The sequence below is a fragment of the Cupriavidus sp. U2 genome (assembly GCF_009663685.2).
Classification (GTDB): Bacteria; Pseudomonadota; Gammaproteobacteria; order Burkholderiales; family Burkholderiaceae; genus Cupriavidus; species Cupriavidus necator_C.
The window spans coordinates 93,169-118,789 of the sequence record NZ_RCOG02000002.1 but is presented as its reverse complement, the minus strand read 5'-3'; the positions used below and the strand labels follow the sequence as shown (position 1 = coordinate 118,789).

Genomic DNA, 25,621 nt, shown 5'->3' with positions numbered 1-25,621 from the left:
CGATTCTGATTTTGCAAGAGCTACAAAAGCGCCATCGAAGAAGATGGCGCTTTTTCTTTGCAGAACGCGTAAGTTGCGCGCATGTTCGGGAAAGTGTCGGACAAGCACTTACATTTACGGACGTGTCCTTCCGTTACCATGTCGCGCATGAACGGATTGAGCCAACTTTTCCCCTCGCTGCCACTGGCGCCGGGCGGACTGTTCTGGGTGGGCCTTGCGCTGGTTGGCGCGGGCCTGGCCGGGGAAGTCTGCCGACGCTGGCTGGGCTGTCCGCGTATCGTCGGTTACGCGGTGATCGGGCTGTTCGCCGGCATGCTCGGCCGCAGCATTGTCGACGACAACATGATCGCGCAGACACGGGTGCTGATCGACATGGCGCTGGCCCTGGCGCTGTTCGAACTCGGCCACCGACTGTCGCTGTCCTGGCTGCGCGCCAATCCCTGGCTGCTGATCACCAGCGCCGCGGAAAGCCTGCTGACCTGGGGGCTGGTGTCCACGGTGCTGCAGTGGATGGGGGCTTCGCCGGGCGTGGCCATCCTGGCCGGCGGTATCGCGGTCAGCACGTCGCCCACCATCGTGCTGCAGCTCAAGAACGAGCTGCGTGCGGATGGGCAGGTCACCGAACGCCTGATGGCGATGTCGGCGCTCAATTCCATCTACGCCGCGGCCATCGTGCAGGTGGCCACGGGCTGGCTCCATTCCGAATACGGGAACCTGGGCGCGGCACTGCTGCATCCGCTGTATCTGCTGGTGGGCTCGTGCCTGCTGGCGTGGGTGGTGGGCAAGTTCGGGCATGCGATTTACGCGCGCATGTCGGCCGACGATCACTACAGCTTCCTGGTACTGGTGGGACTGGTGCTGTTCACGCTGGCGCTGACACGGGTGCTGAAGCTGTCGATGCCGCTGACGCTGATGCTGGCCGGGGTGGTATTCAAGCACCAGGACCGCCAGCCACATGTGTGGCCCACGCACTTTGGCAGCGCGGGCAGCTTGCTGATCATCGTGATGGTGGTGTCGCTGGGCCTGCCGCTGACCGCCCGGGACTGGGTGGTGGGCGGGTCGCTGGCCGTGGCGCTGGTGTTCTTCCGTCACGTCGCCAAGCTCGCCGGCGTCGTGTCCCTGGGTTCGTTCTCTGGCCTGAGCCTGCGCCAGTGCGCGGCGCTGGGGCTCGCGCTGGCGCCGATGTCCGGCCTGGCTTATCTTTTGATGAGCGACGTTGCCCGCCTGTACCCTGGCACCGGGGCGCCGCTCGCATCGATCATCCTGTGCGCGCTCGCGATCGAGCAGCTGCTTGCCCCGATCATCGCGGCATGGGCGCTGCGCTTCGCCGGCGAGACGCGTGACCATGGAGGAGGGCGCTGATGTCGCTCGAACCGTTCAAGCATTCCGAGGCGCTGACCTTCGGCGTCGAGCTGGAACTGCAGCTCGTCAACCGGCACGACTATGACCTGGCGCCGTTCGCCCCGGATCTGCTGCGCGCACTGAAAGGCGCGCAGCACGCCGGCGACATCAAGCCGGAAATCAGCCCGTCGATGATCGAGATCAGCACCGGCATCTGCCATGACTATGCGCAGGCGCTGGAGGAACTGACCGTGATGCGCGACCTGATGGTCAATGCGTCGCGCGGGCTGAACCTTGGCATCTGCGGCGGCGGCACGCATCCGTTTCAGGTCTGGTCGGAACGCACGATCTCGAATTCGCCGCGTTACCAGTACATTTCCGAACTCTATGGCTATCTGGCCAAGCAGTTCACGGTGTTTGGCCAGCACGTGCACATCGGGTGCCCGACCCCCGATGAGTCGCTGTTCCTGCTCCATGCCATCGGGCGATACGTGCCGCACTTTATCGCGCTGGCCGCTTCATCGCCTTACGTGCAGGGCGTGGATACGGGCTTTGCATCGGCGCGCCTGAATTCGGTAGCGGCGTTCCCGATGAGCGGCCGCGCCCCGCATGTGCTGACGTGGGACGGCTTCGAGGCGTACTTCAACAAGATGCGCGCCACCGGGGTGATCGAAAGCATGAAGGACTTCTATTGGGATATCCGTCCCAAGCCGGAGTTCGGCACGATCGAGGTGCGCGTGATGGACACCCCGCTGACCGTTCAGCGCGCCTGCGACATCGCGGCCTATATCCAGGCGCTGGCGCGCTACCTGCTGTTGTCGCGCCCATTCATGCCGCAGGAAGACGACTACCTGGTGTACACCTTCAATCGCTTCCAGGCTTGCCGCTTCGGGCTGGAAGGCGAATACGTGCATCCGAACGAACTCACCCGGATGCCGATTGCGGACCATATCCTGTCGATCTGCGACGCGCTGGAGCCTCACGCCGAGGCGCTGGGATCGCTTCAGGCGCTGGCCAATATCCGCGCCCAGGCGGCGGCGCGTGACAACGACGCACGCCTGGTGCGCACGGTGAACGACGAGGCGCACAGCCTGCGTGACACGGTGCGCCGTACCTGTGAATTATGGGAATCCTGACGCATTGCCTGGGCTGAGGCGAGGCAGGGGCCGGGCTGATCCTGGACCAGTCCGCAGCAAGCCCCTGGCGCGCTAGATGCCGTGCGGCACGCTGTCCCCGTCGCGGCCGCTGGCCAGCCCGAGCTGCCTGTTGGCCGGGACGGCGACGTCGATCAGCTTGGGCCGCGGCAGGTTCAGGTTGCGCATCATCATGATGAACTCATCGCGCGTGCGGCCGGCTACCCGGCTGTTGGTGGCGCGCTCGTGGCCGATCGTTGATTCGGTCCGGCCCTTGTAGTCGTGCGCGGGATAGACGCGCGTGTCGTCGGGCAGGCGGAAGAGCTTCTGCGTCAGGCTGTCGAACAGCGTGCCGGCGTCGCCCGACTGGAAGTCGGTACGACCGCAGCCGTCGATCAGCAACGCGTCGCCGGTGAAGATCCGCCGCGTCATGCCGTCGGCGGACGGCTCTTCCCACAGGTAGCTCATGCTGCCGGCGGTGTGGCCGGGCGTGTGGATCGCGCGCAGCACCTGGCGGCCGAACGGAATCGTATCCCCATCGATCAGTTGCTTCAGCGCGGGCTTGATGTCGCAGCCCGACGGCGCGGCGGTGCTGGCGCCCGTCAACTGGGCAAGATGGCCGGCTGACGTGATGTGATCGGCGTGCGCGTGGGTCTCCACGACCCAGGCCAGTTTGGCGCCGGTCTGCTCCAGCAGCGCAAGATCGCGCGTGGACTGCCGATCGACGGGGTCGATCAGCACGGCCTCGCGCGTGTCGGCGTCGATCAGCAGGTAGGTGAACGTGGACGAAGCCTCGTCGAACAACTGGTGAAAGGTCTGCATGGCGGTATTGTTGTGGCAAACCGGAAGTGCTTCCATGATACGTCGCCGGTCAGCGCCGGCCAACGGATGCCACGTGCGTCAGCACTCGACGATATTCACCGCCAGGCCGCCGCGCGCGGTTTCCTTGTATTTGGTCTTCATGTCGGCCCCGGTTTCGCGCATGGTCTTGATGACCGAATCCAGTGACACATAATGCGTGCCGTCGCCGCGCAGGGCCATGCGCGCCGCGTTGACGGCCTTGACCGATGCCATGGCGTTGCGCTCGATACACGGAATCTGCACCAGGCCGCCGACCGGATCGCAGGTCAGGCCCAGGTTGTGCTCCATGCCGATCTCGGCCGCGTTCTCCACCTGCTCCGGCGTGCCACCGAGCACGGCGGCCAGCGCCCCGGCCGCCATCGAACAGGCCACGCCGACTTCGCCCTGGCAGCCCACCTCGGCGCCCGAGATCGACGCGTTGAGCTTGTAGAGCAGACCGATGGCCCCGGCTGTCAGCAGGAAGTCGACTACACCCTGGGTGTTGGCGCCAGGCACGAAACGGTCGTAGTAATGCAGCACGGCGGGAATGATGCCGGCCGCGCCGTTCGTCGGCGCCGTGACCACGCGGCCCCCGGCGGCGTTCTCCTCGTTGACGGCGATAGCGTAGAGGTTGACCCAGTCCATCACCGATAGCGGGTCGGACAGCGTGCGCTCGGCGCGCAACGTCAGATGCCGATAGAGCTCCGGCGCCCGGCGCTTGACCTTGAACGGGCCGGGCAGTTCGCCGTCCGTGCGGCACCCGCGCGCCACGCACTGCTGCATGACATCCCAGATATGCAGCAGACCGTCGGTCACCTCGTTTTCCGGCCGCCATGTCAGTTCGTTCTCGAGCATGAGCCGGGCAATCGACTTGCCGCTGGCATGGGCCATGTCGAGCATCGCGCGTCCCGTGCGGAACGGGTGCGGCAACTGCTTGCCGGCGGCCAGCACCTGCGTATTGGGCGCGCCGGCGGTGACGACGAAGCCGCCGCCCACGGAGAGGTAGCGGGCCTCGCGCAGCGACGCGCCATCGGCATCATAGGCGTGGAACTTCATGCCATTGGGATGCTCGGCCATGGCTTCGCGCCGATAGAACACGATGTGCTCGCGTTCCACGAACGGCACGGTGTGCCGGCCCAGCAGCGACAGCTGCTTGCTGGCGCGCAGCGCCGCCAGCTTGCCGTCGATCGCCTCCGGATCGACCGTGTCGGGCGATTCGCCCATCAATCCCAGGATCACGCCCTTGTCGGTGCCGTGCCCCTTGCCCGTGGCGCCGAGCGATCCGTAAAGCTCCGCGCGCACGCTGGCCACACGAGGCAGCAAGCCGTCGCGTTCCAGGCCATGCGCAAACATCAGGGCCGCCCGCATCGGGCCCACGGTGTGGGAGCTCGACGGGCCGATGCCCACCTTGAACAGATCGAATACGCTGACTGCCACGGCTGAACTCCAGATTGGTTGCCGGCGCGGTTTGTGGAACCGTTCGCCGTAAGGCCGCTAGGCCGGCTTGTCCTGATCGGCATGGGCCGGATGACGCCATAGTGCGCCGGGTTCGGCGGGACCGGAAGCAGGCGGCGGGTCCTTCATCTTCACGCTGATGGAGCCGTCGGTTTCCAGAATCGCGAAATGCACGTCTTCCACGCGGGCGCAGCCATTGCGGCGCAACACCTTGTGCAATTCGTGCGTGCTGATGCGTTCGCGGCGCATGACTTCCTCGTAGACCTCGCCCTGGTGGATCACGATCTGCGGGCGGCCGTCGACCAGCATTTCGAGCGGCCGGCTGCGCCATGTGACATACCCGAGCAGCGCATCGATTCCAAACAACGTGCCCGCCAGGATCAGCCCGGCCAGCACCGAGTTGTCGCCGGCATTCATCGCGTTCTGAACCGCGTTCGAGATGATCAGCAGCAGGACAAGATCGAACGGCGTGAGCTGGCCGATCTGCCGCCGGCCCGAAATACGCATCAGCAACAGAATTGCGCCATAGACGATCAGTCCGCGCAGGACGAATTCCCACCAGGGCGCGCTGAGATTCCACATGAATGAGGCCTCCGCTCAAGGACGGCGCCGGATACCGGCGCCCGCTCCCTGAGCATAGTCCGTCGGCGGCATCCGCGTGTATCGGACGCCGCCTGACGGGCTGGCGCTCACTCGTCGGCGTACTCGCTCATGGGCACGCACGAGCAGAACAGGTTGCGATCGCCATACACGTTGTCGGCACGGCCAACCGGCGGCCAGTACTTCTGCGTGCGCAGCGATGCCAGCGGGTAGGCCGCTTCCTCGCGCGTGTACTTGTGCGTCCACTCGTTGCCCACCACCACGGCCGCGGTGTGCGGCGCGTGCTTGAGCGGATTGTCCTCGCGGTCGAAGCTGCCGTCTTCCACCCGCGCGATCTCGCCGCGGATGGCGATCATCGCGTCGATGAAGCGGTCGAGTTCGTGCAGCGATTCGCTCTCGGTCGGCTCGATCATCAGCGTGCCCGGCACCGGGAAGCTCATGGTCGGGGCGTGGAAGCCGTAGTCCATCAGGCGCTTGGCCACGTCCTCGTTGGTGATGCCGGTGGTCTTCTGCAGCGGGCGCAGGTCGAGGATGCACTCGTGCGCCACCAGGCCATGCTGGCCTGTGTACAGCACCGGGAAGTGCGGCGACAGGCGGCGCGCCACGTAGTTGGCGGTCAGGATCGCGTTCTCGGTGGCGGCGGTCAGGCCGGCCGACCCCATCATCGCGATATACATCCACGAGATCGGCAGGATGCTGGCCGAGCCGAACGGCGCGGCGGAGATGCCGCCGATACCGTTGTCGTCGCGACGATAGCCGACGCTGTCCTGGTTGGGCAGGAAGTCGGCCAGATGCGCACCCACGGCTACCGGACCGACGCCCGGGCCGCCGCCGCCGTGCGGAATGCAGAACGTCTTGTGCAGGTTCAGGTGCGACACGTCGCCGCCGAACTGACCCGGCGCAGCCACGCCGACCATCGCGTTCATGTTGGCGCCATCGACATAGACCTGGCCGCCGTGCTTGTGCACGATGTCGCAGATCTGCTGCACGCCCTGCTCGAACACGCCGTGCGTGGACGGGTACGTGATCATGATCGCGGCCAGGTTCTTGCTGTGCTGCTCGGCCTTCTTCGCCAGATCGTCGAGGTCGACGTTGCCGTTGTCGTCACAGGCCACCACCACGACTTTCATGCCGGCCATCTGCGCCGACGCGGGGTTGGTGCCATGGGCCGACGACGGGATCAGGCAGATGTCGCGATGGCTCTCGCCACGGCTGGCGTGGTACGCGTGGATGATCAGCAGGCCGGCGTATTCGCCCTGCGAGCCGGCGTTCGGCTGCAGGCTGACCGCCGCGTAGCCGGTGGCGGCGCACAGCATGGCCTCCAGCTGGTCGATCATCTCGCGATAGCCCACCGTCTGGTCCAGCGGGGCAAATGGGTGGATGTTGCTGAACTCGGGCCACGTCACCGGAATCATCTCGCTGGTGGCGTTGAGCTTCATCGTGCAGGAGCCCAGCGGAATCATCGTGCGGTCCAGCGCCAGGTCCTTGTCGGCCAGCGAGCGCAGGTAGCGCAGCATCTCGTGTTCGGCATGGTGCGTGTTGAACACCGGATGCGTCAGGTAGGCGCTCTGGCGCGCCACGTTGCCCGGGAAGCCGTCGCCGACCGATGCCTCGATCTTGTCGAAGTCGGGCACCGGCTTGCCATGCGCGAAGATCTCCCACAGCGTGACCACGTCGTCGCGCGACGCGGTTTCGTCCAGCGAGATGCCGATGCGCGACGCGCCGGCGTGGCGCAGGTTGATGCCGCGCTGCGTGGCCGTGGCGTGGAACGCCTCGGTGTTGAAGCCGGTTTCCAGCGTCAGCGTGTCGAAGAACGTCTCGTTGACCGGGGGCAGGCCCAGCGCCTTCAGGCCGGCGGCCAGCGTGGCGGTCAGGCGATGCACGCGTTGCGCGATGCGCTTCAGGCCCTGCGGGCCATGGTAGACCGCATACATCGACGCCATCACGGCCAGCAGCACCTGCGCGGTGCAGATGTTCGAGGTGGCCTTCTCGCGGCGGATATGCTGCTCGCGCGTCTGCAGTGCCAGGCGGTAAGCCTTGTTGCCCTGCGCGTCGATCGTGACGCCGACCAGACGGCCCGGCATCGATCGCTTGAATTCATCCTTGACGGCCATGTAGCCCGCGTGCGGACCGCCAAAGCCGAGCGGAATGCCAAACCGCTGCGAGTTGCCCACGGCCACGTCGGCGCCCCATTCGCCCGGTGCGGCGATCAGCGTCAGCGCCAGCAGGTCGGCGGCGGCTACCACCCGGCCACCGGCCGCATGCACGGCGTCGGCAATGGCGCGGTAGTCGGCCACATCGCCATTCACGCCCGGATACTGCAGCAGCACGCCGAACGCGTGGGACTGCGCGGCGTCGGCAGCCGGGCCGACCTTCACCTCGATGCCCAGCGGCAGCGCACGCGTGCGGATCACTTCCAGCGTTTGCGGCAGCACATCGTCGGCCACGTAGAACGTGTTCGACGCATGCTTGTGGACGCGCTGCAGCAGCGTCATGGCCTCGGCAGCGGCCGTGCCTTCGTCGAGCATCGACGCATTGGCGATGTCCAGGCCGGTCAGGTCCGTGATCATCTGCTGGAAGTTCAGCATCGCCTCCAGGCGGCCCTGCGAGATTTCCGGCTGGTACGGCGTGTAGGCGGTGTACCAGGCCGGGTTTTCGAAGATGTTGCGCAGCACCACGCCTGGTGTGAGCGTGTTGTAGTAGCCCTGTCCGATGAAGCTCTTCAGCACGCGGTTCTTGCCGGCCAGGCCGCGCAGGCGGGCCAGCGCGGCTTCCTCGGTCAGCGGGGCGGTGAACTCGCCCAGCGACATGCCGTCGCGGCGGCGGATGGCGGCGGGCACCACGGCGTCGATCAGCGCGGCGCGGCTGTCGAAGCCAAGCACCTTGAGCATGTGTTGCTGTTCGGCGCTGTCGGGGCCGATGTGGCGGGCGGCGAAGGCGTCGCGCGCCTCCAGTTCGGCCAGCGTGGGCCGTGTACCTTGGGCGGCGGCATTCATGGGAAGCGGGGCGTTCATGGCAAGGAATCTCGGGGAGCGGGCGGCGGGCAGGTGGTCGGCCTGTCCGCCGCGCGCGGCATCAAAGAGTCAGCGCGATCAGGCGCCGACGCTGGCCTTGTAGGCGTCGACGTTCATCAGGCCGTTCACGTCGTCGGCGTTGGCCGGCTTCAGCTTGAACAGCCAGGCGTCGAAGGCGTTGGCGTTGACCGACTCGGGCGCTGCCGAAGCGGCGTCGTTGACGGCGATCACTTCGCCAGCCACCGGGGCGTAGATGTCGGAAGCTGCCTTCACGGACTCCACCACGGCCAGGGCGTCGCCGGCACCCACCGACTTGCCCACTTCGGGCAGTTCCAGGAAGACGATGTCGCCCAGGGCGTCCTGTGCGTGGTCGGTAATGCCGATCGTCAGCGTGCCGTCGGCTTCGACGCGCACCCACTCGTGCGACTCGGTGTACTTCAGGTCAGCGGGGAAGTTCATGAGGTTCTCCGGGATACAGATTGTTTCTTGTTTCATTCACCCGGTCCGCAGCAGGTTGGGCTCGAGCGGACGGGCGGAAGGGCGACCGTTTGATGTGAAGCCGGGCGATGCCTCAGCTCACGAGTGCCTTGCCATTACGCACAAACGGCAGTTTAACCACAGTCGCGGTCAGTTTGCGGTCACGAATCTCGACCTGGACGTCGGTGCCCGGCGCCACGCCCTGCGGCAGGCGGGCGAACGCGATCGACTGCTGCAGGCTCGGGCTGAACGTGCCGCTGGTGATTTCGCCGGCGCCGGCCGCCGTGATGACCTTCTGGTGCGCACGCAGCACGCCGCCCTTGTCGCGCAGGATCAGGCCCGCGAACGTCTGTTTCTGGCCGCCTGCCACCAGGGCCTGCTTGCCGATGAAGTCGCGCTCGCTCTGCAGGTCGACCGTCCAGGCCAGGCCGGCGTCCAGCGGCGACGTATTGATATCCATGTCCTGGCCGTACAGGTTCATGCCGGCTTCCAGGCGCAGCGTGTCGCGCGCGCCCAGGCCGGCCGGGCGTACGCCCGCGGCGATCAGCTTTTCCCAGATGCCGGCGACGTTCTCGGCCGGTACCACGAGCTCGAAGCCGTCTTCGCCGGTGTATCCGGTGCGGGCGACCATCAGCTCGCCCATTTCCGGGTCTTGCACGACCAGCGCGTTGAACGGCTTCAACGCGTCGGCCGGCTGGGTGGAGGGGAAGGCCTGATAGACCTTGGCGCGGGCGTTGGGGCCCTGCACGGCCACGATCGCCAGCTTGCCGCTGCCGGCCGGCGCCACATCGCCGCGGCGCGGTGTGATCGTCACGCCGCTGCCGGTGGCCGCATTGCGCGACTGGATCCATTCGATGTCGCCAAGCGCCGTGCTGGCGTTCACCACCAGGCGGAAGTAGTCCTCGGCAAAGAAGTAGACGATCAGGTCGTCGATGACGCCGCCTTTTTCGTCGAGCATGCACGAATACAGCGCCTTGCCCGGCGTCTGCAGCTTGTCGACGTTGTTGGCCAGCAGGCCGCGCAGGAAGGCGCGCGTGCCGGCCCCGTGCAGGTCGACCACGCACATGTGCGACACGTCGAACATGCCGGCATCGGCACGCACGGCATTGTGTTCCTCGATCTGCGAACCGTAGTTGACCGGCATGTCCCAGCCGCCAAAGTCGACCATGCGGGCGCCGAGGGCGCGGTGGATAGCGTTGAGGGGCGTGGCCTGGAGCGTCATGGATATCCTCGGGGGCGGTTCGAAAACGAAAAAAGGGTCATCCGCCGCAACGATCGGGCGCACCAATGTGCATCCAATCCGCTGCGGCGGATGACCCCTCTGTCCTCGATACCTGAGAGATTACGAAGCCGGAACCTCGTGCGCCCCTTCGGTGGACATGCTCACCACGGCGTCAGGGCAGTGGCGGATGTCGCTCTCCAGAGTGCGGCATGCATCGTGTGCATGTTGCATGCCGATCCGGTCGGTCCATGGTGCCTGAGAGTTTGCGGGTGGTTCCCCTTCGGCGGCGCAATCGATGCGCGCTCTCCCGGCCGGATGCGCGAGAATGTACGGGACCGGTCAGCCTTTGTCAAACGCACACCGGACGCCGGCTGGCGGCCCCGCCCCCGGGATTGAAATCCCCGGCGGGCCGGTTAGCGGCGGTCCTTCGTCACGACATTACCGACCACGCCGCCCACGGCCGCGCCGCCCAGCGTACCCAGCGCGCTGCCGTCGGTCAGGACGGCACCGCCGAGCGCACCGGCGCCTGCGCCAATGGCGGTATTACGCTGCTTCGGGGTCATGTCCGCGCAGCCCGCAAAGCCCACCAGCGTCACGCCGATCAGGGCAACTTTCGAAAGGGTGCGAAGCGTCTTCATGATTGGCTCCTTTGTTGTCATCGAGATCATCGTTTCCGATTTGTTGATATGTCCCCGGACCGGTCGCGCCACGCGCAAGACCCGTGCGGTCCTGCGAGATAAGAGGCAAGCTCCATGCCCCGGGATCCGCCGCTTTACGATTGTTACCAGCCTGAAACGCCTCTTGTCGGACGCCGCCCGACACGCCCGTGCGCGCCTGCGGCGCGTGTTAACATCGACGCCTTCGGCGCGCCACCCGCAGGTGCGCCATGAGCCATTCCGCCTGCCACTTCCCCAGCCTCATGACTCACGGACTCAATGCCGCGCAATCCGAAGCGGTGCGCTACCTGGACGGCCCCTGCCTTGTGCTGGCGGGCGCCGGATCGGGCAAAACCCGCGTGATCACGCAGAAAATCGCCCACCTGATCGAGGACAAGGGGTTCGAGCCGCGTCACATTGCCGCCGTCACGTTCACGAACAAGGCGGCGAAAGAGATGCAGGAACGCATCGGCAAGCTGATGGAAGGCAAGACCACGCGCGAAGGGAAGCGCATTCCACTCAAGCAGCTGACCGTTTGTACGTTTCACTCGCTGGGCGTGCAAATCTTGCGCATGGAAGCCGAGCATGTCGGGTTGAAGCCGCAATTCTCGATCATGGATTCGGACGACTGCTTCGGGCTGGTCCAGGAGCAGCTGGGCACCACCGACAAGAAGCTGATCCGCAGCGTGCAAAGCACCATCTCGCTGTGGAAGAACGGCATGGTCGATCCCGAGACCGCGCTCGCGCAGGCGGCCAATGCCGACGAGCACCAGGCCGCGATGGTCTATCGCAACTACGTGGCCACGCTGAACGCGTACCAGGCGGTGGACTTTGACGACCTGATCCGCCTGCCCGCCGAACTGTTCGCGCGCGACGAGGCCGTGCGTTTGAAGTGGCAGAACCGGCTGCGCTATTTCCTGGTCGACGAATACCAGGACACCAACGCGTGCCAGTACCAGCTGCTGAAGCTGCTGGCCGGCGGCTCGCACCTGCGCGCGCCGGCGTTCACGGCAGTGGGCGACGACGACCAGGCCATCTATGGCTGGCGTGGCGCCACACTGGACAACCTGCGGCTGCTGCAGACCGATTTTCCTGACCTGAAGGTGGTCAAGCTGGAGCAGAACTACCGCTCGACCGTGCGCATCCTCGAAGCGGCCAACGCGGTCATCGCCAACAACCCGAAGCTGTTCGACAAGAAGCTGTGGTCGGAACACGGCATGGGCGATCCGATCGCCGTCCACCCGATGAATGACGAGGAGCACGAGGCCGAGTCGGTAGTGTTCCGCCTGTCCGCGCACAAGTTCGAGCGCCGCGCGCAGTTTCGCGATTACGCCATCCTGTATCGCGGCAACCACCAGGCGCGCCTGTTCGAGCAGATCCTGCGGCGCGAGCGCATTCCGTATGTGCTGTCGGGCGGCCAGAGCTTCTTCGACAAGGCGGAGATCAAGGACATCTGCGCCTACCTGCGCCTGATCGCCAATCCGGACGATGACCCCGCCTTCATTCGCGCCATTACCACGCCGCGCCGTGGGGTGGGCAACACCACGCTCGAGGTGCTGGGCACCTTTGCAGGCCAGGCGAAGGTGTCGCTGTTCGAGGCGGCGATGATGGGCGGCATCGAGGCCAGGCTGCAGCCGCGCCAGCTGGAGCCGCTGCGCACGTTCTGCGAATCGATGGTGCGCCTGGCCGACCGCGCGGCCAGCGACCCGGCCACCGTGGTGCTGGACGACCTGATGGAAGGCATCCATTACGAGGCCTATCTGTACGACACCTTCGACGAACGGCAGGCGCAGTCGCGCTGGACCAATACGCTGGAATTCCTGGACTGGCTCAAGCGCAAGGGCACGCGTCCGGAGGCCGAAGGCGATGGCGAGGCCACGGGGTTCGACACGGCCGACGGCTTCGGCGATGAAGGAAAGAACCTGCTCGAACTGACCCAGACCGTGGCGCTGATGAGCATGCTTGAAGGCCGCGACGAAGATCCCGACGCGGTGCGACTGTCGACCCTGCATGCGTCGAAAGGCCTGGAGTATCCGCACGTGTTCCTGGTGGGCGTGGAAGAGGGCATCCTGCCCCACACACGCGAGGACGAAGACCTGGACGACGAGAAAATCGAGGAAGAGCGCCGCCTGATGTATGTGGGCATCACGCGCGCGCAGCGCAGCCTGCAGATCAGCTGGTGCAAGAAGCGCAAGCGGGCGCGCGAAACCTATTCGGTCGAGCCCTCGCGCTTTATCGCCGAGATGAAGCTGGAAGAAGCCCCGGCACCGCAGGACACCACGCCGGCGATGAGCCCGAAGGACCGGCTCGCCGGCCTGAAGGCGCTGCTCAACAAGCCTGTCGCGGGCTGACTTGATACAAGGCCGACAAGACTGCCGGGGGCGGGCTCACTACGATTGGCGGCGCGTGGAAACGTCTCGGACGTTCCTGCGACGCACCGCGCCCGCCCTTCGGCTGCGGTGTGGCTGGGCGCATGCGAGCCCGGCTTCTTCCCTGTTGAACGCTCCCGGTTGCGGCAGCACCGGGAGCGTATTTTTTCTCCCGGGCGTTCGGGCTGCGCCAACACCGCCCGGCGCCTCGCACCGCGGGCCCACGTGCCGTGCGCCGCACGTATCAAAATTGATACAAAGCAGGCATCGCGCGTCATCTTGCGGCTGGTACATTGGCCGGTCGGATGTCCCGCATATTCCTCACTTTTCCCCATGGACCTGTCGCCCAACCTGCCCATTCGTCTGCTGATCGTCGATGACGACCCCCAGATCCGCGCCATGCTGGCCGAATACCTGGCCACGTTCGGCATGGAGGCCGACGGCGCGGAAGGCGGCGCGGCGATGCGCGCGGCGATGGGCCGGCAGGACTACGACCTGGTGATCCTGGACCTGTCGCTGCCGGGCGAAAACGGCCTGACGCTGTGCCGCGAGATTCGCGAGCAGAGCAACCTGCCCGTGATCATGCTGACCGCGCGTGCCGAACTGGCCGACCGCGTGGTGGGGCTGGAAGTCGGGGCCGACGACTATGTGACCAAGCCGTTCGAGATGCGCGAGCTGGTGGCGCGAATCCACACGGTGCTGCGCCGCAGCCGTGGCGACGTACGCCGCCCGACGCCGGCCACGGGCGGGCACGAGATGCGCTTTGGCTGCTGGCGCCTGAATGCCACGCTGCGCCAGCTGGTCGATGCGGAAGAAACCGTGGTGCCGCTGTCCAACGCCGAATTCCGCCTGCTGCTGACGTTCATCGAGAATCCGAACCGCGTGCTCGACCGCGAGATGCTGATCAACAATGCGCGCGGCCGCGACCTGGACGTCTTCGACCGCAGCATCGACCTGCTGGTATCGCGGCTGCGCCAGAAGCTGCGCGACGACCCGCGCGACTCGTCGCTGATCCGCACCGTGCGTGGCGAAGGGTACGTGTTCACCGGCAACGTGGAGCACTGAAGGCATGGCTGCTGCGATTCCGCCGTCCACCGGCGGTGCTTCGGCGATACGGGCCGAACCGCGCGCCGCCGAGCCGGCCAGACGCCGCCGGTTCAATTCGATGTTCATGCGGTTGTTCTTCGTGATGACCGCCATCATGCTGGCCGTGCATGTGCTGGGTGTGACCGTGATCGAAAGCGTGTTTCCGCGCCCGGGTTCGGAACGCTACATGGAGCGCATGCGCCGCGCCGCGTCCGACGCCGAGGCGGCGGGCCGGCTGGTGCCGAGCGGCACGCCCGCGCATCCGCTCGAAGGGGTTTTCATGCCCGACCGGCCGCCTGGCGCGCCGCCCGGCATGCGGGGCAATGAACCGTTCGATTTCGATGGCCCCCCGCTGCGCCCCGAAGCCTTCGGCGAACGCCGGCCATTCGACCGTCCCCCCGGCCCGCCGAAGGGATTTCATATCCGTGGCATCTGGCCGCCGCACCTGGGCCTGATCTTCCAGCTTGCGGCCATCCTGATCGCTTCGTGGGTGGGTGCCCGCCTGCTGGCGCGGCCGGTGCAGCAACTGGCCAGCGGCGCCAACCGTCTGGCGCAGGACGTCCATGCACCGCCGCTGGACGAAGACACCGGCCCAGCCGAAGCGCGCGACGCCACGCACGCGCTGAACCTGATGCAGCAGCGCATCCGCACCCAGCTGGCGCAGCAGTCGCGCTTCCTGGCGGCGGTGTCGCATGACCTGCGCACGCCGCTGACCCGCATGAGCCTGCGTATCGAGCGCATCGAGGACAACGACGTGCGCTATCGCCTGCGCCAGGATCTGGCCGAGATGAATGGCCTGATCGACGCCACACTGTATTACCTGCGCGAACGCGACGACGGCACCGGCCCGCGCCAGCGGGTGGACATGGTGGCGCTGCTGCAGGCGGTGGTCGACGACGCCCAGGAAATCGGGCAGGACGTGCGCCTGTCTGGCGAAGCGGCGCCGCTGCTGGCCTATCCGGCCGAACTGCGGCGCGCCGTGGTGAATCTGGTGGAAAACGCCCACCGCTATGGCGGCGCCGCGCACATCATCCTCACCGATAGCCCCGAGCGCGTCTCGATCGATGTCTGCGACAACGGTCCCGGCATTCCGCCGGCCGAACTGCAACGCGTGCTGGAGCCGTTCTATCGGTTGGAGTCGTCGCGCAGCCGCGCCACCGGCGGCGTGGGCATGGGCTTGTCGATCGCTGCCGATATCGTGGCGCGCCACGGTGGCGAACTGAAGCTTGCCAACCGGGCGGAGGGAGGGCTGCGCGTCAGCATCACACTTCCGCGCGCCTGATCGAAGCGATCCAGCCCCAGCTCAGGCGCGCTGCGGCAGGCCGCTCTTGCCGATCGCCGCTAGCTGCACGTACTGCGACCCCCGCAGGCCCCGCGTGAAGTCCAGCGTGAAGTCCCCGACGTCGATGCGGGCCTGCAGCGCCCGCCGCAGTTCCGCCGTGCCCGACGACTTCATGCCGGCAGCCGCGCGCACCAGGCAGGCCGCACCGATATAGCCGGCCAGCGTGGCAGGCGAGGGCGGCTCGTCCAAGTACTGCTTCATGCGGGCCACGTGCTCCTTGACCACGCGCAGCGTCGATTCCTGCGGCCCCGGTGCAATTTGCGTCACGACCATGCCGCCCGCGTAGCCGGCGCCCAGGATCTCGCGCGCCGCCGACGGACTGACCGCCGAAAGGCCTACCAGAAAGCCGTACCAGTTTTGCGCCGCCAGGGCGCGGCCCAGGCTGCCATAGGCCAGCGTGTCGCCCGCGACGATCACTGCGCCCGGCCGGGCCGCGGCAATGCGCCGTGCGTTGTCGTCGAAATTGCCAGTCAGCGCCACGGCGCGCGTCGAGATGTCCTTTTCGAGGCGCGCGAGCCACGGGGTGCCGACGCCGAGCGTGCCGGCTGCGAAGTCGGGCGACACCGCCAGCGCGATGCCGGTCAGCCCGTAGCTGCGCAGCTGATGCACGGCGGCATCGAGTTCGGCCTGATAGTCGGCGCGCGTGAACCACACGTTGTCAGCGCTCAGCGCCAGCCCCGACAGCGGCGCGACGATCTGCACCCCGCGCCGCGTCAGTTCAGCCGAGCCGGCCAGCGTGGGCAGCAGGCTGTCGCCAGGCCCGAACAGCACCTCGGCGCGTTCGTTGTCGGCCAGCGCCACGGCCTGTGCGGCGGCGCGCCGGTTCGAGGCGTCCGCATCGCGCACCACGTGAACGATGCGCAGACCGCCGTTGCCGGTCGGCGACGCATTGAAGGCATCAAACATCACCTTGGCGCCGGCCAGATAGTCCCGCGCCTGATCGGCCTGCGGCCCTACGCGGTCCACCAAATGGCCCACCACAAGCTGGCGGCGCAGGACCTGGCCAGCGGGCTGCGCCATCGCGGGCAGCACGGCGGCGGACGTCAGGGCGCCGAGCCTCTGCAAGGCGCGGCGGCGGCCTATCGAAGCGGGCGGACACGCGGGGGGCGACTGCGGCAAGGCTGGGCGCATGGCAGTGAGAGTCGGATGGACGCCCGAGACTATCGGCCCTTCATGACGCTTCCGTGACGGTTGCCCGACATGAGGCCCCCCGTTGGCGGGGCTGGCAGGCGTAGGATCGCCATGGTCTTGATGCGCATCAAGGTTGATGCACCGGGCGAGGCATAGCATCGATTGTCATTCCGCCCACAAATCGAGTCCCCGCATGTCCGCCCCCATTCCAGACGTCGCCGGCACGGCTTTCGACCGCCGCGCGCTTGCCGATTTCCGCAGCCTGGCCGGCCGCATCGACGGCAACGGCCCCCGCTATACCTCCTACCCCACCGCCGACCGCTTCCACCAGGAAGTGGGCGACGCCGGCTACCAGACGGCGCTGCAGGCGTGCCGCGCCGATTCGCCGGCGCCGCTGTCGCTGTATCTCCATATCCCGTTTTGCGAAAACATCTGCTACTACTGCGGCTGCAACAAGATCATCACCAAGGATCACAGCCGCAGTGCGCAGTATGTCGACTACCTGTCGCGCGAAATGGCGATGGTCGCCGGGCGCCTGGGCGAGCGACGCGCCGTGATGCAGTCGCACTGGGGCGGCGGCACGCCGACCTTCCTCGACCCCGAGGAAATGCGCCGGGTCATGGCGGCGCTGCACGCGCATTTCGTGCTGCTGCCGGAGGGCGAGCATTCGATCGAGATCGATCCGCGCCGCGTCACCGATGAACGCATGGACCTGCTGGCCGAACTCGGCTTCAACCGCATCAGCCTGGGCGTGCAGGATTTCGACGCCGAGGTGCAGGAAGCCGTGCACCGGGTGCAGTCTTACGAAGACACGCGCGCCGTGGTGCGGGCGGCGCGGCGCCTGGGATTCCAGTCGGTCAGCGTGGACCTGATCTACGGCCTGCCGCACCAGACCACCGCGCGCTTTGGCAAGACCATCGAAAAGGTGCTGGAGCTGCGGCCCAACCGGCTGTCGGTGTACAGCTACGCCCACCTGCCGCACGTGTTCAAGCCGCAACGTCGTATCGATGCCGCAGCACTGCCGCCGCCGGCAGAGAAGCTCGACATCCTGGTGTCGACGATCGAACGGCTGACCGCCGCCGGGTACGTTTACATTGGCATGGATCACTTTGCGCTGCCCGACGACGACCTGGCGATCGCCCAGCGCGAAGGCCGGCTGCAACGCAATTTCCAGGGCTATGCCACGCACGCCGGCTACGACCAGATCGGTCTTGGCGTATCGGCCATCGGCGCCGTGGCCGGACACTATGTGCAGAACGCCCGCACCACGGACGACTACTACGCGGCGATCGATGCCGGGCGCCTGCCGGTGGTGCGCGGTTTCGAGATGTCCGCCGACGATCATCTGCGCAAGGCCATCATCGGCGCCCTGATGTGCAACGGCACGCTGGACATTGCCGAGGTGGAAAAGACCTACGGCATCGACTTCGCCGCCAACTTCGCCGCCGAGCTGGCCGACCTGGACAGGCTGGCGGAGGACCACCTGGTACGCCGCACACCGGCCCGCATCGACATTACCGAACTGGGACGCCTGCTGGTACGCCGCGTGGCCATGGTTTTCGACCGCTACCTGCGCGACGACGCTGCCCGACCGCAACCGGCGCCCAGCGCCGCCAACGATCGCCAGGCAATTCCGCTGGTGCGCTATTCGCGCGTGGTGTAGCGGCCGCGGCAACGCCAGAAACGAAAAAGCCCGCGACAGATTCGCGGGCTTTTTGCTGGGTGCAGGCCCGGTTGGCCGGGCTGGCCGGACCAGGTCTGAGGCGGGCTGGAAGCTTATTTGGCTGCGTTGGCCATGTAGTCGGATGCGGCGATCACGTCCGCATCCGGACCGGCGTAGCCACCCTTGGGCGGCATCACACCCTTGCCCTTGAGCGCGTAGTTGTGAACCACGTCCATGCCTTCCTTGAGGCGCGGCGCCCAGGCAGCCTTGTCGCCGAACTTCGGCGCACCGGCCACGCCGGCAGCGTGGCACGCGGCGCAAACCTGTTCGTAGACCTTCTTGCCCGTGTCGGCCGACGCCGCAGCCGGGGCGGTGGGTGCTGCCGGTGCTGCGGCTGCCGGAGCAGGGGCTGCCGCAGGTGCGGGCGCAGCGGCAGCCGGTGCTGCAGCCGCCTCGGGCGCCGAGGCCGCAGCCTGGGCGGTGGCACCCTGGGCTGGAGCCGCCGGCTCGGGGAACTTGGCACCGCCGGCATCGGCCATGTAGACCACGGCGCGGGCCAGTTCGTAATCGCTGAGATCGTCCGGCGACGTGCCGGCGCGGGCGGGCATGGCGCCCTTGCCGTTCAGCACCGACTTCAGCAGGCCGTCAAAGCCCTGGCCGATCCGGGCCGTCCAGTCGCCAGCCGTGCCGTACTTCGGCGCACCGGCCGCACCCGTGGCGTGGCACGCGGCGCAAACTTCCTTGTAGACCTGCTCGCCCGTCTTGAAGACGCGGGGGGCATTGGGATCCTTGATTTCGAGTGACGCTACCGGCGCGATACGGGTGTTCACCGCCTCCACGCTCTGGGTGGAGCCGGCGCCCTCGCGGGTGCCATGTCCGACAAAATTGACCAGCAGGATGATGACGATGATCGGCACCAGAAAGGCGGCGATCACAACAGCGACAAGCTGCTTAGGGGTCTTGATTGGCGACTCGTGGTGGTCGTTTTGATGGACGTCACTCATACAGAACTCTCGATTTTGCGGGAAACCTATTGCACAGCACGTGGGGGCGGCTTGCTTGTCTGGCCCTGTCTTCGGGGATGAATCTGTCGGTCTTCGCGTCCGGGGCGTCTCCTGCCCCGCTACGTCTCTGGTACGACGCAAATAGCTGCCGATTATAGACCCAAGACTCGGCCCCGGGGGCCAAAAGCGACGGCTCAGAGACCTGTGAAAACCCGGGTTCGACGGCCCCCGGCGCATCCCGCATGGACGGCCACGGACAAGTCGGGTATCCTATGCGACTTTCCGACGACGGCACTCTCCGTTGTCACTGCAGTTCACATCGCGCCCGTAGCTCAATGGATAGAGTACTGCCCTCCGAAGGCAGGGGTTGCTGGTTCGATCCCAGCCGGGCGCGCCAAGTCTCAAAGGTTTCCCGCCTTTTTCCCCGTCTTGCCCTACACCGACTGTAGCTAAATTGCAGCTAACTTCGGCGACGGCACTGCCGTCAGCGGCGCCCCCCCCTGTGCTAGGTGATCCGCCGAGAGGCGCGTATATCGCTGCACCGATCTCCATCGGATGGCTGAGTGCCTCGCCGTTAGGCGCGAGGCCAGGCGCCAGCGGAATTCCTGACGGGCAGAACACCGCACCCAGTACACTGCAATCCAGCGGAGCCAACCAACATATATCAAAGGAAGGAGATATGCCGGGACACCATGTGAAACGTCGTTCATTAGTAGGTCTGCTTTGATGTGTGACGCCCTTGTGTGGTCGTTCGACGCGATAACGGACATCAACTGGCTTGAGCTCATAAAAACCCTCGCTCCTGTAGCAACAGCTGTCATTGCCTTCTCAGCTTTGCGCAACTGGCAGCGGCAGGACAAAGCTAAGAGAGAGGCAGAGTTCCTTGATGCGCTGATCGAAGCAACACACTCCTACATCGCGGAAATGCCCAAGCCCATCGCCCTACTGGAGATGTCGAAGATTGGCATGGCAAGTCACGTACAGTCGTGGGGCAGCGGTGACCATTCTGACAAAGCGATAAATGGTGCAATCGCTTACATCAAGAAGTATGGAGACCAGGACGCGAAGCGCCTACTTGATGCGTTGGAGGCTGTCCGCCCCTCGGGCACCAAACTCAGATCGCTGGCAGCAAAGGGCCAGGTATTCAAATTCCGCTCGTACGCGGACTGTCAGAACGCGGTGAAAGTGCTCACCTGGCAAGTCGACCGGTTGGAGGCATTCGCAGGAGTGCTTGGGTCGTCGACGTGGAACTGGGAAAACGCGGAAGTGCGGGAGCACTTGAAGAACGTGATGGCGATCGACCCAAACGAAATTCGCGAGAGCGTTCGGGACAATAACGTCACCACAATTGCATTTGCCCGCGACACTTACAACCGCATATATGGATAGCCTAGCCCGGCCACTTCACGAATTTGAACTCTTGCTCCAGCACTGATGGTGGGGAAGGCGCTTGAACTGTCAGTGTTGTACAGGAGGGGGTGCCTTGCATTCGCCCGCCTTCGAAGCCAACTCCACCGCGATCTTCTTTTGCTCTAGCTTCTCGGCAGGCCAGTTGACGACTACAGCGTGCTCGTCAAAATCTGGCTCGGGTGCGGCAAGGCATCCGAGCGAAAGGTCCAGCGCATGCTGAACATCGAAGTCAGTGCGTGCATGCAACGTTTTAGTTGGACGGCGGCTGCGCCCTAAATGCCACACTCTGGACTCTTCACACCGGTCTAAATGGCAAACTGAAGTCTCATGTCGGTCATTGTAGAGCTCAGGCAGAAAGGCGCCCACTTTCGGCCGATTGTTAGACTTGGAAATCTTGTCTGATTCATAGATAAACCGCGACACTTTGTCGGTAGGCGCCAACGGTTCGTCCGCATTGGTTTTAGCCTGCACGGAAGCTCTTGAGCGCTTCATTAAGCGGCTGAGGAACGCTCCTACTGAAACGAGCAGTGCCAGATACCCTCTCGGCGCCGAACTTTCCTGCATAGGTGACTCCCCCTCCCGACCCAATGCTCACGGACAGCATCTTATTGTCATCGATCCAGTCGAACGCCACTTCTCCGTCCGGATCCACGGAGACCTCAGGCAGCGCAGCGTCAGTTGGCAGCGCTAACGCAAAGTCGACTGCTACTTTGAGAGTGACTCTGGATAGCCGATCATATTTGGCAGCCAGAGCAAAAAGCTCATTGGTTACTGCATTAGTCTTCGTGCTTTTTCTTACCCGGTAGAACTCCTCGGCGCTTGCCTTTGCGACACGCACGGCATCGCTTGTGAGACCCGGAGTAGAGCTCAAGGGAAATACGCCGCTAAACGCTAACAGTGCACTCATGCGTAGGGCTCCAGTATCTTTTCTTCAAGAAAGCCAAAGAACGCTTTATTCTTGAACTCTCGTAGTCGCTGCAGCACAGAAAATATCTGCTCTTCCGTCGCCGACTTTAGCTGGCACGGATGGAAAACGTCTATATCAAATAGAATATTGATCGCCTTTCCATCAGATGCTTCGCCTTCCAACATTTGAGTCACTTGCGCGATGTCCTTGTTCTCTTGATCGTGAATGAGAACTCGATTGAGGAAGCTTGCAAGCGACTGTGGAAGTTCTTTCGGCACCTGCGGTGCATGCGTCAGGTAGTCATCGAAGTTTTGCACAGGGAGAGGGATCGCCAGGGCATTTATGTAGCGAAGTGCAATCCTAGAGATTTCTTCGGGCTTAACGATCGCTTGGTACTCGCGCCAGATCTCAAGGGCGCCAGCACTCATGGCTTCCCAAGTGTCATAGGGAGGCAGCTGACTGTAGGTGAAACCGTTCATTCTGAACTGGACAACATGTTTTCCGTCGTCCAAGTCAAGGCGCTTACCGATTAACGTCGCCGTGTGTTCCGGTTGAAGAGCGCCTGGAGCAGGACCGACACGTAGCTCCAAGGATGTGGCCCAAAGATCGCTTACCGGTCCCTTGCCGTTCGAAAACGCTGTGGCAAATTCACTGACGCTAGCCGAGTCGACGGCCGATTGGAACTGGATATCGATGACCGCTTCTCGAATTGGTGCCCGAGACAGGTGTCGTTGCTTTGCCATGCCTGGTGTTCCCCGGAGGTGATCAGCCACTTGTCATTTTCGCGCTGAAGTATACGACACTCTATCGCCACTTGCGATCACCATCCGAGCAGACACCGCGATGAAGTGGTGCTGCAATCGATGCTCTTGGCCTCATGAGGCTGGTGCGAGATGAATGCGCGAGCGAAGCTCCAGCACTGTAGCTAGATTGCACCTTGGACAAGCTGGATTGACGTTGATTGCCCTTGGTTGATCTTGGTTTTGCAATGTGCGAGTTGCGCAAGGCATTGATTTATAAAGAAGTCTACTGCGACACCAAAACTCCGAAGGCAGGGGTTGCTGGTTCGATCCCAGCCGGGCGCGCCAATCTGACTGATCGCTGGCACTTCGCCAAACGTCCCTGCTGAAGCGCGAGATGGCTGGTGCCATCGGCTTCGTGCCAAGAATCCGGCCTTTTCTGGTGGCGGTGCGAACAGAACATCTGTCACGCGCGGTGCCGATTTCCTTGAAATGCCCGCATTCCCTTACCGCCCCATCCGCCGCTGATAGCTTTGCGTGATCCGGTTGACCAGTCCGGGGTCGCGGGAATCGGCCGCCTGGAATTCCACGCGCACGCTGCCATCCGCCTGCTGCCGGATCATGGCCGCCACAGGGGTGCTGCCGTAGTAGCCGGTGATATTGCCGGTGGTCGGCTCCTGCGTCTGCACCGCCACACCCTGATCGCGCATGGCGTCGGCCGCCGCGTAGAACGAGCGGTCGAAGCTGGTCGGTCCGGGCCCTGGCGCAGGCGGATAGCCGTAATAGCAGCCGCCAAGCAGCAGGGCCGCCCAGAGGGCCAGGATCGGAGGCAGGCGTTTCATGGCATCCCCTTTCACGTGTCGGCGCCGGACTTTCGTTTTAGCACCGGAACGGGGGCGGCCGATATTGGGCGGAAGGCCCGGATACGGAACGGCGCGGCACGGCTAAGGCCCAATGGGCAGATGCACCGGCGCTCCGCGTGCCGAGACCGAGACAGGAAGCAGGGATGAGTGAAAAGACAGACTACCAGGTGATGGCCCTGGCCAACGGCAAGCCAGTCAAGATGTGGACGGTTGGCGTGCCCGTCGAGGAAGATGCCCGGCGGCAGTTGCAGAACACTGCGCGCATGCCCTTCGTGTTCCGCCATCTGGCCGTGATGCCGGACGTACATCTGGGTAAGGGATCGACGATAGGGACTGTTATTCCTACCCAAGGCGCGATTATCCCGGCGGCGGTCGGGGTCGATATTGGCTGCGGCATGATGGCTGCGCGCACGACGCTCAAGGCGGCGGACCTGCCCGATTCATTGCACCGGCTGCGCAGCGCCATCGAACGCGCGGTGCCGCACGGCCGGGCGCCGGGACGGCGGGATCCGGGTGCCTGGGGGGATCGTCCGCCCCACCACGTGGACGAAATGTGGAAGACGCTGATGCCGGGCTTTGAGCGAATCTGCCAGAAGTACCCAAAGCTCGCGCGGACGAACAACCATGTCCATCTGGGAACGCTCGGCACCGGCAATCACTTCATCGAAGTCTGCCTCGACGAAAGCGACACGGGCTGGTTCATGCTCCATAGCGGGTCACGTGGCGTGGGCAATGCCATCGGCACGCAGTTTATCGAACTGGCGCAGCAGGACATGCGCCAGCACATCGCCAACCTTCCCGATCGCGATCTGGCGTACTTTGAAGAAGGCAGCGCCCATTTCGACGACTACGTCGAGGCCGTGGGCTGGGCGCAGGAATATGCGCGCCGTAATCGTGAGGTGATGATGGCCGCCGTGGTCGGGGCCGCGCGGGCTGTTATCAGCAAGCCATTCGCGATGGATGAACACGCAGTGAACTGCCACCACAACTATGTGCAGAAGGAGCGCCACTTTGGCGCCGATGTCTTCGTGACGCGCAAGGGCGCGGTCTCGGCCCAGAAGGGACAGCTTGGCATCATCCCGGGGTCGATGGGCGCCAGGAGTTTCATCGTGCGCGGGCTGGGGAACGCCGAGAGCTTCTGCTCCTGCAGCCACGGCGCCGGCCGGACCATGAGCCGCAACGAGGCCAGGCGCCGCTATACGGTGGCAGACCAGGTCCAGGCCACCGCGCACGTGGAATGCCGCAAGGACGCAGCCGTGATCGACGAGATTCCGATGGCCTACAAGGACATCGACGCTGTCATGGCCGCCCAGAGCAGCCTGGTCGAAGTCGTCCACACGCTGCGGCAGGTGGTCTGTGTGAAGGGGTAGGTGGAGCAGGGGTGCCGGCAGACGTCGCACCGTCCTATTCAATGCGCCGGCTGACGTACCCGGTCAGCGAACTCGATAGCACGGCCGGCGCAAGCAAGGTCTGCAAGCGCACCTGCTGCGAGTCATCAAGAAAGTGCCATAGCAGCGGGGTCATCAAATGCCAGCTATAGACGACGATGCCGCTCGCCAGGGCCGTGCAGAGGATCCAGAACATGCCGATCATCGCGCAGTTGACCTGGTCGCGGAATGATTGGTGGCGTTTGTGCTCCCGGACACGCCCGTCATGCGCCAGGTCGCCGGGACCCATCAGTCCATGCTCTTCCGGATAGCCAGCTGGAGCACCGTCCGTTTCGCCTCCGTCAAACTCAAGATCTCGAGGGAACGCGGACATCCTCATGGCTTCGTCGTTCATCCTGGACCTCACAGCGCGTGATGCCGACCTTTGCGCAAGATCTGCCTATAGAAATGGGCCAGCAGATTATTGGAAATGGGCCCGTTCTTCCCAATTTCTTCACGCGTGATACGCCAGGGTGTTCCTGGATGATGCATGGCGCCGGCCAGGGCAATTCCGTCAAGGCGCCCATACATGTCGGCAACCCAGTCCATGAGAGCGATTTCATGCGGATCGAAATCGACGACTGGCGCGCCAGGCACCGCGTCGATGAACCGGCTGCAATAGTGCCGCACGGCGTAGTAGACACTCGGCACCATGGGTCCGAGCGGCCACGCCTGGACCTCCTCGTCGAAGAGCGGCCGCATGTGCCTCGCCAGCATATGACCGTGTGCGATGTACGTAAGCTTTGTCAACTGCAAGGGAGTCAGTCCTGCCCCCGCATCCTGACGGCGCTTGAGCATGTACTGGGCAACGGCCAGCGCCTTCCCGTCATGCGCTCTCGCATCATATTTCGTCCAGTTCTCTCGCTTCCAGAATTTCCACATGGCGACCCCTCTGTTCTGCGTGCTTGTTGGTGATCCGGCATGAAGACGACCATACCGTG

23 protein-coding genes, 1 tRNA gene and 2 riboswitches are annotated in these 25,621 nt (G+C 64.8%); of the genes, 9 read left to right on the top strand and 15 right to left on the bottom strand.

The features are described from left to right. Positions 1-147 precede the first annotated feature (147 nt). The gene (locus D9X30_RS02150; RefSeq protein WP_153946349.1) at positions 148-1,362 is read left to right on the top strand and encodes a cation:proton antiporter; all 1,215 of its coding nucleotides are present in this window, start codon (positions 148-150) and stop codon (positions 1,360-1,362) included. After that, complete coding sequence (locus D9X30_RS02145) at positions 1,362-2,477, top strand: YbdK family carboxylate-amine ligase (RefSeq protein ID WP_092602245.1); 1,116 nt, start codon at positions 1,362-1,364, stop codon at positions 2,475-2,477. Before D9X30_RS02150 ends, D9X30_RS02145 begins: the two co-directional genes overlap by 1 nt. A 72-nt stretch (positions 2,478-2,549) precedes the next feature. Here D9X30_RS02145 and D9X30_RS02140 read toward each other — a convergent pair whose 3' ends face one another. From D9X30_RS02140 to D9X30_RS02110, 7 genes are all read right to left on the bottom strand, one after another. Then, a complete protein-coding gene (locus tag D9X30_RS02140) occupies positions 2,550-3,296 on the bottom strand; it encodes an MBL fold metallo-hydrolase (protein ID WP_153946472.1) in 747 nt (248 codons plus the stop codon). Positions 3,297-3,374: 78 nt separating this feature from the next. Beyond that, the gene (locus D9X30_RS02135; RefSeq protein WP_249640859.1) at positions 3,375-4,751 is read right to left on the bottom strand and encodes an L-serine ammonia-lyase; all 1,377 of its coding nucleotides are present in this window, start codon (positions 4,749-4,751) and stop codon (positions 3,375-3,377) included. Positions 4,752-4,808: 57 nt separating this feature from the next. Further along, positions 4,809-5,351 (bottom strand): DUF421 domain-containing protein, encoded by a 543-nt coding sequence (locus D9X30_RS02130; protein WP_153946350.1) that lies wholly within the window; start codon positions 5,349-5,351, stop codon positions 4,809-4,811. Positions 5,352-5,458: 107 nt separating this feature from the next. Next, entirely contained in the window at positions 5,459-8,383 is a 2,925-nt protein-coding gene (gcvP, locus tag D9X30_RS02125) for an aminomethyl-transferring glycine dehydrogenase (RefSeq protein ID WP_153946351.1), read from the bottom strand. Between the two features lie 78 nt (positions 8,384-8,461). Further along, positions 8,462-8,842 (bottom strand): glycine cleavage system protein GcvH, encoded by a 381-nt coding sequence (gene gcvH / locus D9X30_RS02120; RefSeq protein WP_153946352.1) that lies wholly within the window; start codon positions 8,840-8,842, stop codon positions 8,462-8,464. Positions 8,843-8,954: 112 nt separating this feature from the next. After that, positions 8,955-10,082, bottom strand: a complete 1,128-nt coding sequence (gcvT, locus tag D9X30_RS02115; RefSeq protein ID WP_153946353.1) for a glycine cleavage system aminomethyltransferase GcvT — start codon at positions 10,080-10,082, stop codon at positions 8,955-8,957. Between the two features lie 89 nt (positions 10,083-10,171). Then, positions 10,172-10,293, bottom strand: a riboswitch (glycine riboswitch). A 21-nt stretch (positions 10,294-10,314) separates the two neighbouring features. Then, positions 10,315-10,402, bottom strand: a riboswitch (glycine riboswitch). Between the two features lie 93 nt (positions 10,403-10,495). Further along, on the bottom strand, positions 10,496-10,720 hold the full coding sequence (locus D9X30_RS02110; RefSeq protein ID WP_066736784.1) for a YMGG-like glycine zipper-containing protein: 225 nt from the start codon (positions 10,718-10,720) through the stop codon (positions 10,496-10,498). Between the two features lie 281 nt (positions 10,721-11,001). Between D9X30_RS02110 and D9X30_RS02105 the strand changes: the two genes are divergently transcribed. From D9X30_RS02105 to D9X30_RS02095, 3 genes are all read left to right on the top strand, one after another. Further along, the gene (locus D9X30_RS02105; protein WP_153946474.1) at positions 11,002-13,089 is read left to right on the top strand and encodes a UvrD-helicase domain-containing protein; all 2,088 of its coding nucleotides are present in this window, start codon (positions 11,002-11,004) and stop codon (positions 13,087-13,089) included. Between the two features lie 351 nt (positions 13,090-13,440). Next, positions 13,441-14,172: a response regulator gene (locus D9X30_RS02100; RefSeq protein ID WP_153946354.1), complete on the top strand. Its 732-nt coding sequence runs from the start codon at positions 13,441-13,443 to the stop codon at positions 14,170-14,172. Between the two features lie 4 nt (positions 14,173-14,176). Then, positions 14,177-15,475, top strand: a complete 1,299-nt coding sequence (locus tag D9X30_RS02095) for an ATP-binding protein (RefSeq protein ID WP_153946355.1) — start codon at positions 14,177-14,179, stop codon at positions 15,473-15,475. 21 nt (positions 15,476-15,496) lie between these two features. Here D9X30_RS02095 and D9X30_RS02090 read toward each other — a convergent pair whose 3' ends face one another. Continuing rightward, on the bottom strand, positions 15,497-16,666 hold the full coding sequence (locus D9X30_RS02090; protein ID WP_153946356.1) for an ABC transporter substrate-binding protein: 1,170 nt from the start codon (positions 16,664-16,666) through the stop codon (positions 15,497-15,499). 193 nt (positions 16,667-16,859) lie between these two features. Between D9X30_RS02090 and hemN the strand changes: the two genes are divergently transcribed. Next, positions 16,860-18,329, top strand: a complete 1,470-nt coding sequence (gene hemN / locus D9X30_RS02085) for an oxygen-independent coproporphyrinogen III oxidase (RefSeq protein ID WP_153946357.1) — start codon at positions 16,860-16,862, stop codon at positions 18,327-18,329. Positions 18,330-18,442: 113 nt separating this feature from the next. On the opposite strand, the gene D9X30_RS02080 is transcribed toward hemN, so the two are convergent. Beyond that, positions 18,443-19,333: a c-type cytochrome gene (locus D9X30_RS02080; protein WP_153946358.1), complete on the bottom strand. Its 891-nt coding sequence runs from the start codon at positions 19,331-19,333 to the stop codon at positions 18,443-18,445. 321 nt (positions 19,334-19,654) lie between these two features. On the opposite strand from D9X30_RS02080, the gene D9X30_RS02075 reads away from it, so the two are divergent. Then, positions 19,655-19,730, top strand: a tRNA-Arg gene (locus D9X30_RS02075). Positions 19,731-20,059: 329 nt separating this feature from the next. Further along, positions 20,060-20,722, top strand: a complete 663-nt coding sequence (locus D9X30_RS02070) for a hypothetical protein (RefSeq protein ID WP_153946359.1) — start codon at positions 20,060-20,062, stop codon at positions 20,720-20,722. Positions 20,723-20,791: 69 nt separating this feature from the next. On the opposite strand, the gene D9X30_RS02065 is transcribed toward D9X30_RS02070, so the two are convergent. The 4 genes from D9X30_RS02065 to D9X30_RS02050 form a co-directional block, all read right to left on the bottom strand. Further along, positions 20,792-21,214, bottom strand: a complete 423-nt coding sequence (locus D9X30_RS02065) for a hypothetical protein (protein WP_153946360.1) — start codon at positions 21,212-21,214, stop codon at positions 20,792-20,794. After that, on the bottom strand, positions 21,204-21,650 hold the full coding sequence (locus D9X30_RS02060) for a hypothetical protein (RefSeq protein WP_153946361.1): 447 nt from the start codon (positions 21,648-21,650) through the stop codon (positions 21,204-21,206). The genes D9X30_RS02065 and D9X30_RS02060 overlap by 11 nt, the downstream gene beginning before the upstream one ends. Beyond that, positions 21,647-22,393: a TIGR04255 family protein gene (locus tag D9X30_RS02055; RefSeq protein ID WP_153946362.1), complete on the bottom strand. Its 747-nt coding sequence runs from the start codon at positions 22,391-22,393 to the stop codon at positions 21,647-21,649. The genes D9X30_RS02060 and D9X30_RS02055 overlap by 4 nt, the downstream gene beginning before the upstream one ends. Before the next feature lie 503 nt (positions 22,394-22,896). Then, positions 22,897-23,232, bottom strand: coding sequence for a hypothetical protein (locus D9X30_RS02050; RefSeq protein WP_153946363.1), 336 nt, complete (start codon positions 23,230-23,232; stop codon positions 22,897-22,899). A gap of 164 nt (positions 23,233-23,396) precedes the next feature. Between D9X30_RS02050 and D9X30_RS02045 the strand changes: the two genes are divergently transcribed. Continuing rightward, positions 23,397-24,623 carry an RtcB family protein gene (locus tag D9X30_RS02045; protein WP_194946465.1) on the top strand — a complete coding sequence of 409 codons (1,227 nt, stop codon included), beginning with the start codon at positions 23,397-23,399 and terminating at the stop codon, positions 24,621-24,623. Between the two features lie 34 nt (positions 24,624-24,657). Here D9X30_RS02045 and D9X30_RS02040 read toward each other — a convergent pair whose 3' ends face one another. Both D9X30_RS02040 and D9X30_RS02035 read right to left on the bottom strand, forming a co-directional pair. Further along, a complete protein-coding gene (locus D9X30_RS02040; protein ID WP_153946364.1) occupies positions 24,658-25,035 on the bottom strand; it encodes a hypothetical protein in 378 nt (125 codons plus the stop codon). Positions 25,036-25,043: 8 nt separating this feature from the next. Then, the gene (locus D9X30_RS02035) at positions 25,044-25,562 is read right to left on the bottom strand and encodes a Panacea domain-containing protein (RefSeq protein ID WP_194946466.1); all 519 of its coding nucleotides are present in this window, start codon (positions 25,560-25,562) and stop codon (positions 25,044-25,046) included. Positions 25,563-25,621: the final 59 nt, after the last annotated feature.

Coding starts and splice junctions, on each gene's coding strand:
- D9X30_RS02150 (WP_153946349.1), top strand. CDS start 148: ATGAACGGATTGAGCCAACTTTTCCCCTCGCTGCCACTGGCGCCGGGC.
- D9X30_RS02145 (WP_092602245.1), top strand. CDS start 1,362: ATGTCGCTCGAACCGTTCAAGCATTCCGAGGCGCTGACCTTCGGCGTC.
- D9X30_RS02140 (WP_153946472.1), bottom strand. CDS start 3,296: ATGCAGACCTTTCACCAGTTGTTCGACGAGGCTTCGTCCACGTTCACC.
- D9X30_RS02130 (WP_153946350.1), bottom strand. CDS start 5,351: ATGTGGAATCTCAGCGCGCCCTGGTGGGAATTCGTCCTGCGCGGACTG.
- gcvP (WP_153946351.1), bottom strand. CDS start 8,383: ATGAACGCCCCGCTTCCCATGAATGCCGCCGCCCAAGGTACACGGCCC.
- gcvH (WP_153946352.1), bottom strand. CDS start 8,842: ATGAACTTCCCCGCTGACCTGAAGTACACCGAGTCGCACGAGTGGGTG.
- gcvT (WP_153946353.1), bottom strand. CDS start 10,082: ATGACGCTCCAGGCCACGCCCCTCAACGCTATCCACCGCGCCCTCGGC.
- D9X30_RS02110 (WP_066736784.1), bottom strand. CDS start 10,720: ATGAAGACGCTTCGCACCCTTTCGAAAGTTGCCCTGATCGGCGTGACG.
- D9X30_RS02105 (WP_153946474.1), top strand. CDS start 11,002: ATGACTCACGGACTCAATGCCGCGCAATCCGAAGCGGTGCGCTACCTG.
- D9X30_RS02100 (WP_153946354.1), top strand. CDS start 13,441: ATGGACCTGTCGCCCAACCTGCCCATTCGTCTGCTGATCGTCGATGAC.
- D9X30_RS02095 (WP_153946355.1), top strand. CDS start 14,177: ATGGCTGCTGCGATTCCGCCGTCCACCGGCGGTGCTTCGGCGATACGG.
- D9X30_RS02090 (WP_153946356.1), bottom strand. CDS start 16,666: ATGCGCCCAGCCTTGCCGCAGTCGCCCCCCGCGTGTCCGCCCGCTTCG.
- hemN (WP_153946357.1), top strand. CDS start 16,860: ATGTCCGCCCCCATTCCAGACGTCGCCGGCACGGCTTTCGACCGCCGC.
- D9X30_RS02080 (WP_153946358.1), bottom strand. CDS start 19,333: ATGAGTGACGTCCATCAAAACGACCACCACGAGTCGCCAATCAAGACC.
- D9X30_RS02070 (WP_153946359.1), top strand. CDS start 20,060: ATGTGTGACGCCCTTGTGTGGTCGTTCGACGCGATAACGGACATCAAC.
- D9X30_RS02060 (WP_153946361.1), bottom strand. CDS start 21,650: ATGAGTGCACTGTTAGCGTTTAGCGGCGTATTTCCCTTGAGCTCTACT.
- D9X30_RS02055 (WP_153946362.1), bottom strand. CDS start 22,393: ATGGCAAAGCAACGACACCTGTCTCGGGCACCAATTCGAGAAGCGGTC.
- D9X30_RS02050 (WP_153946363.1), bottom strand. CDS start 23,232: ATGAAACGCCTGCCTCCGATCCTGGCCCTCTGGGCGGCCCTGCTGCTT.
- D9X30_RS02045 (WP_194946465.1), top strand. CDS start 23,397: ATGAGTGAAAAGACAGACTACCAGGTGATGGCCCTGGCCAACGGCAAG.
- D9X30_RS02040 (WP_153946364.1), bottom strand. CDS start 25,035: ATGAACGACGAAGCCATGAGGATGTCCGCGTTCCCTCGAGATCTTGAG.
- D9X30_RS02035 (WP_194946466.1), bottom strand. CDS start 25,562: ATGTGGAAATTCTGGAAGCGAGAGAACTGGACGAAATATGATGCGAGA.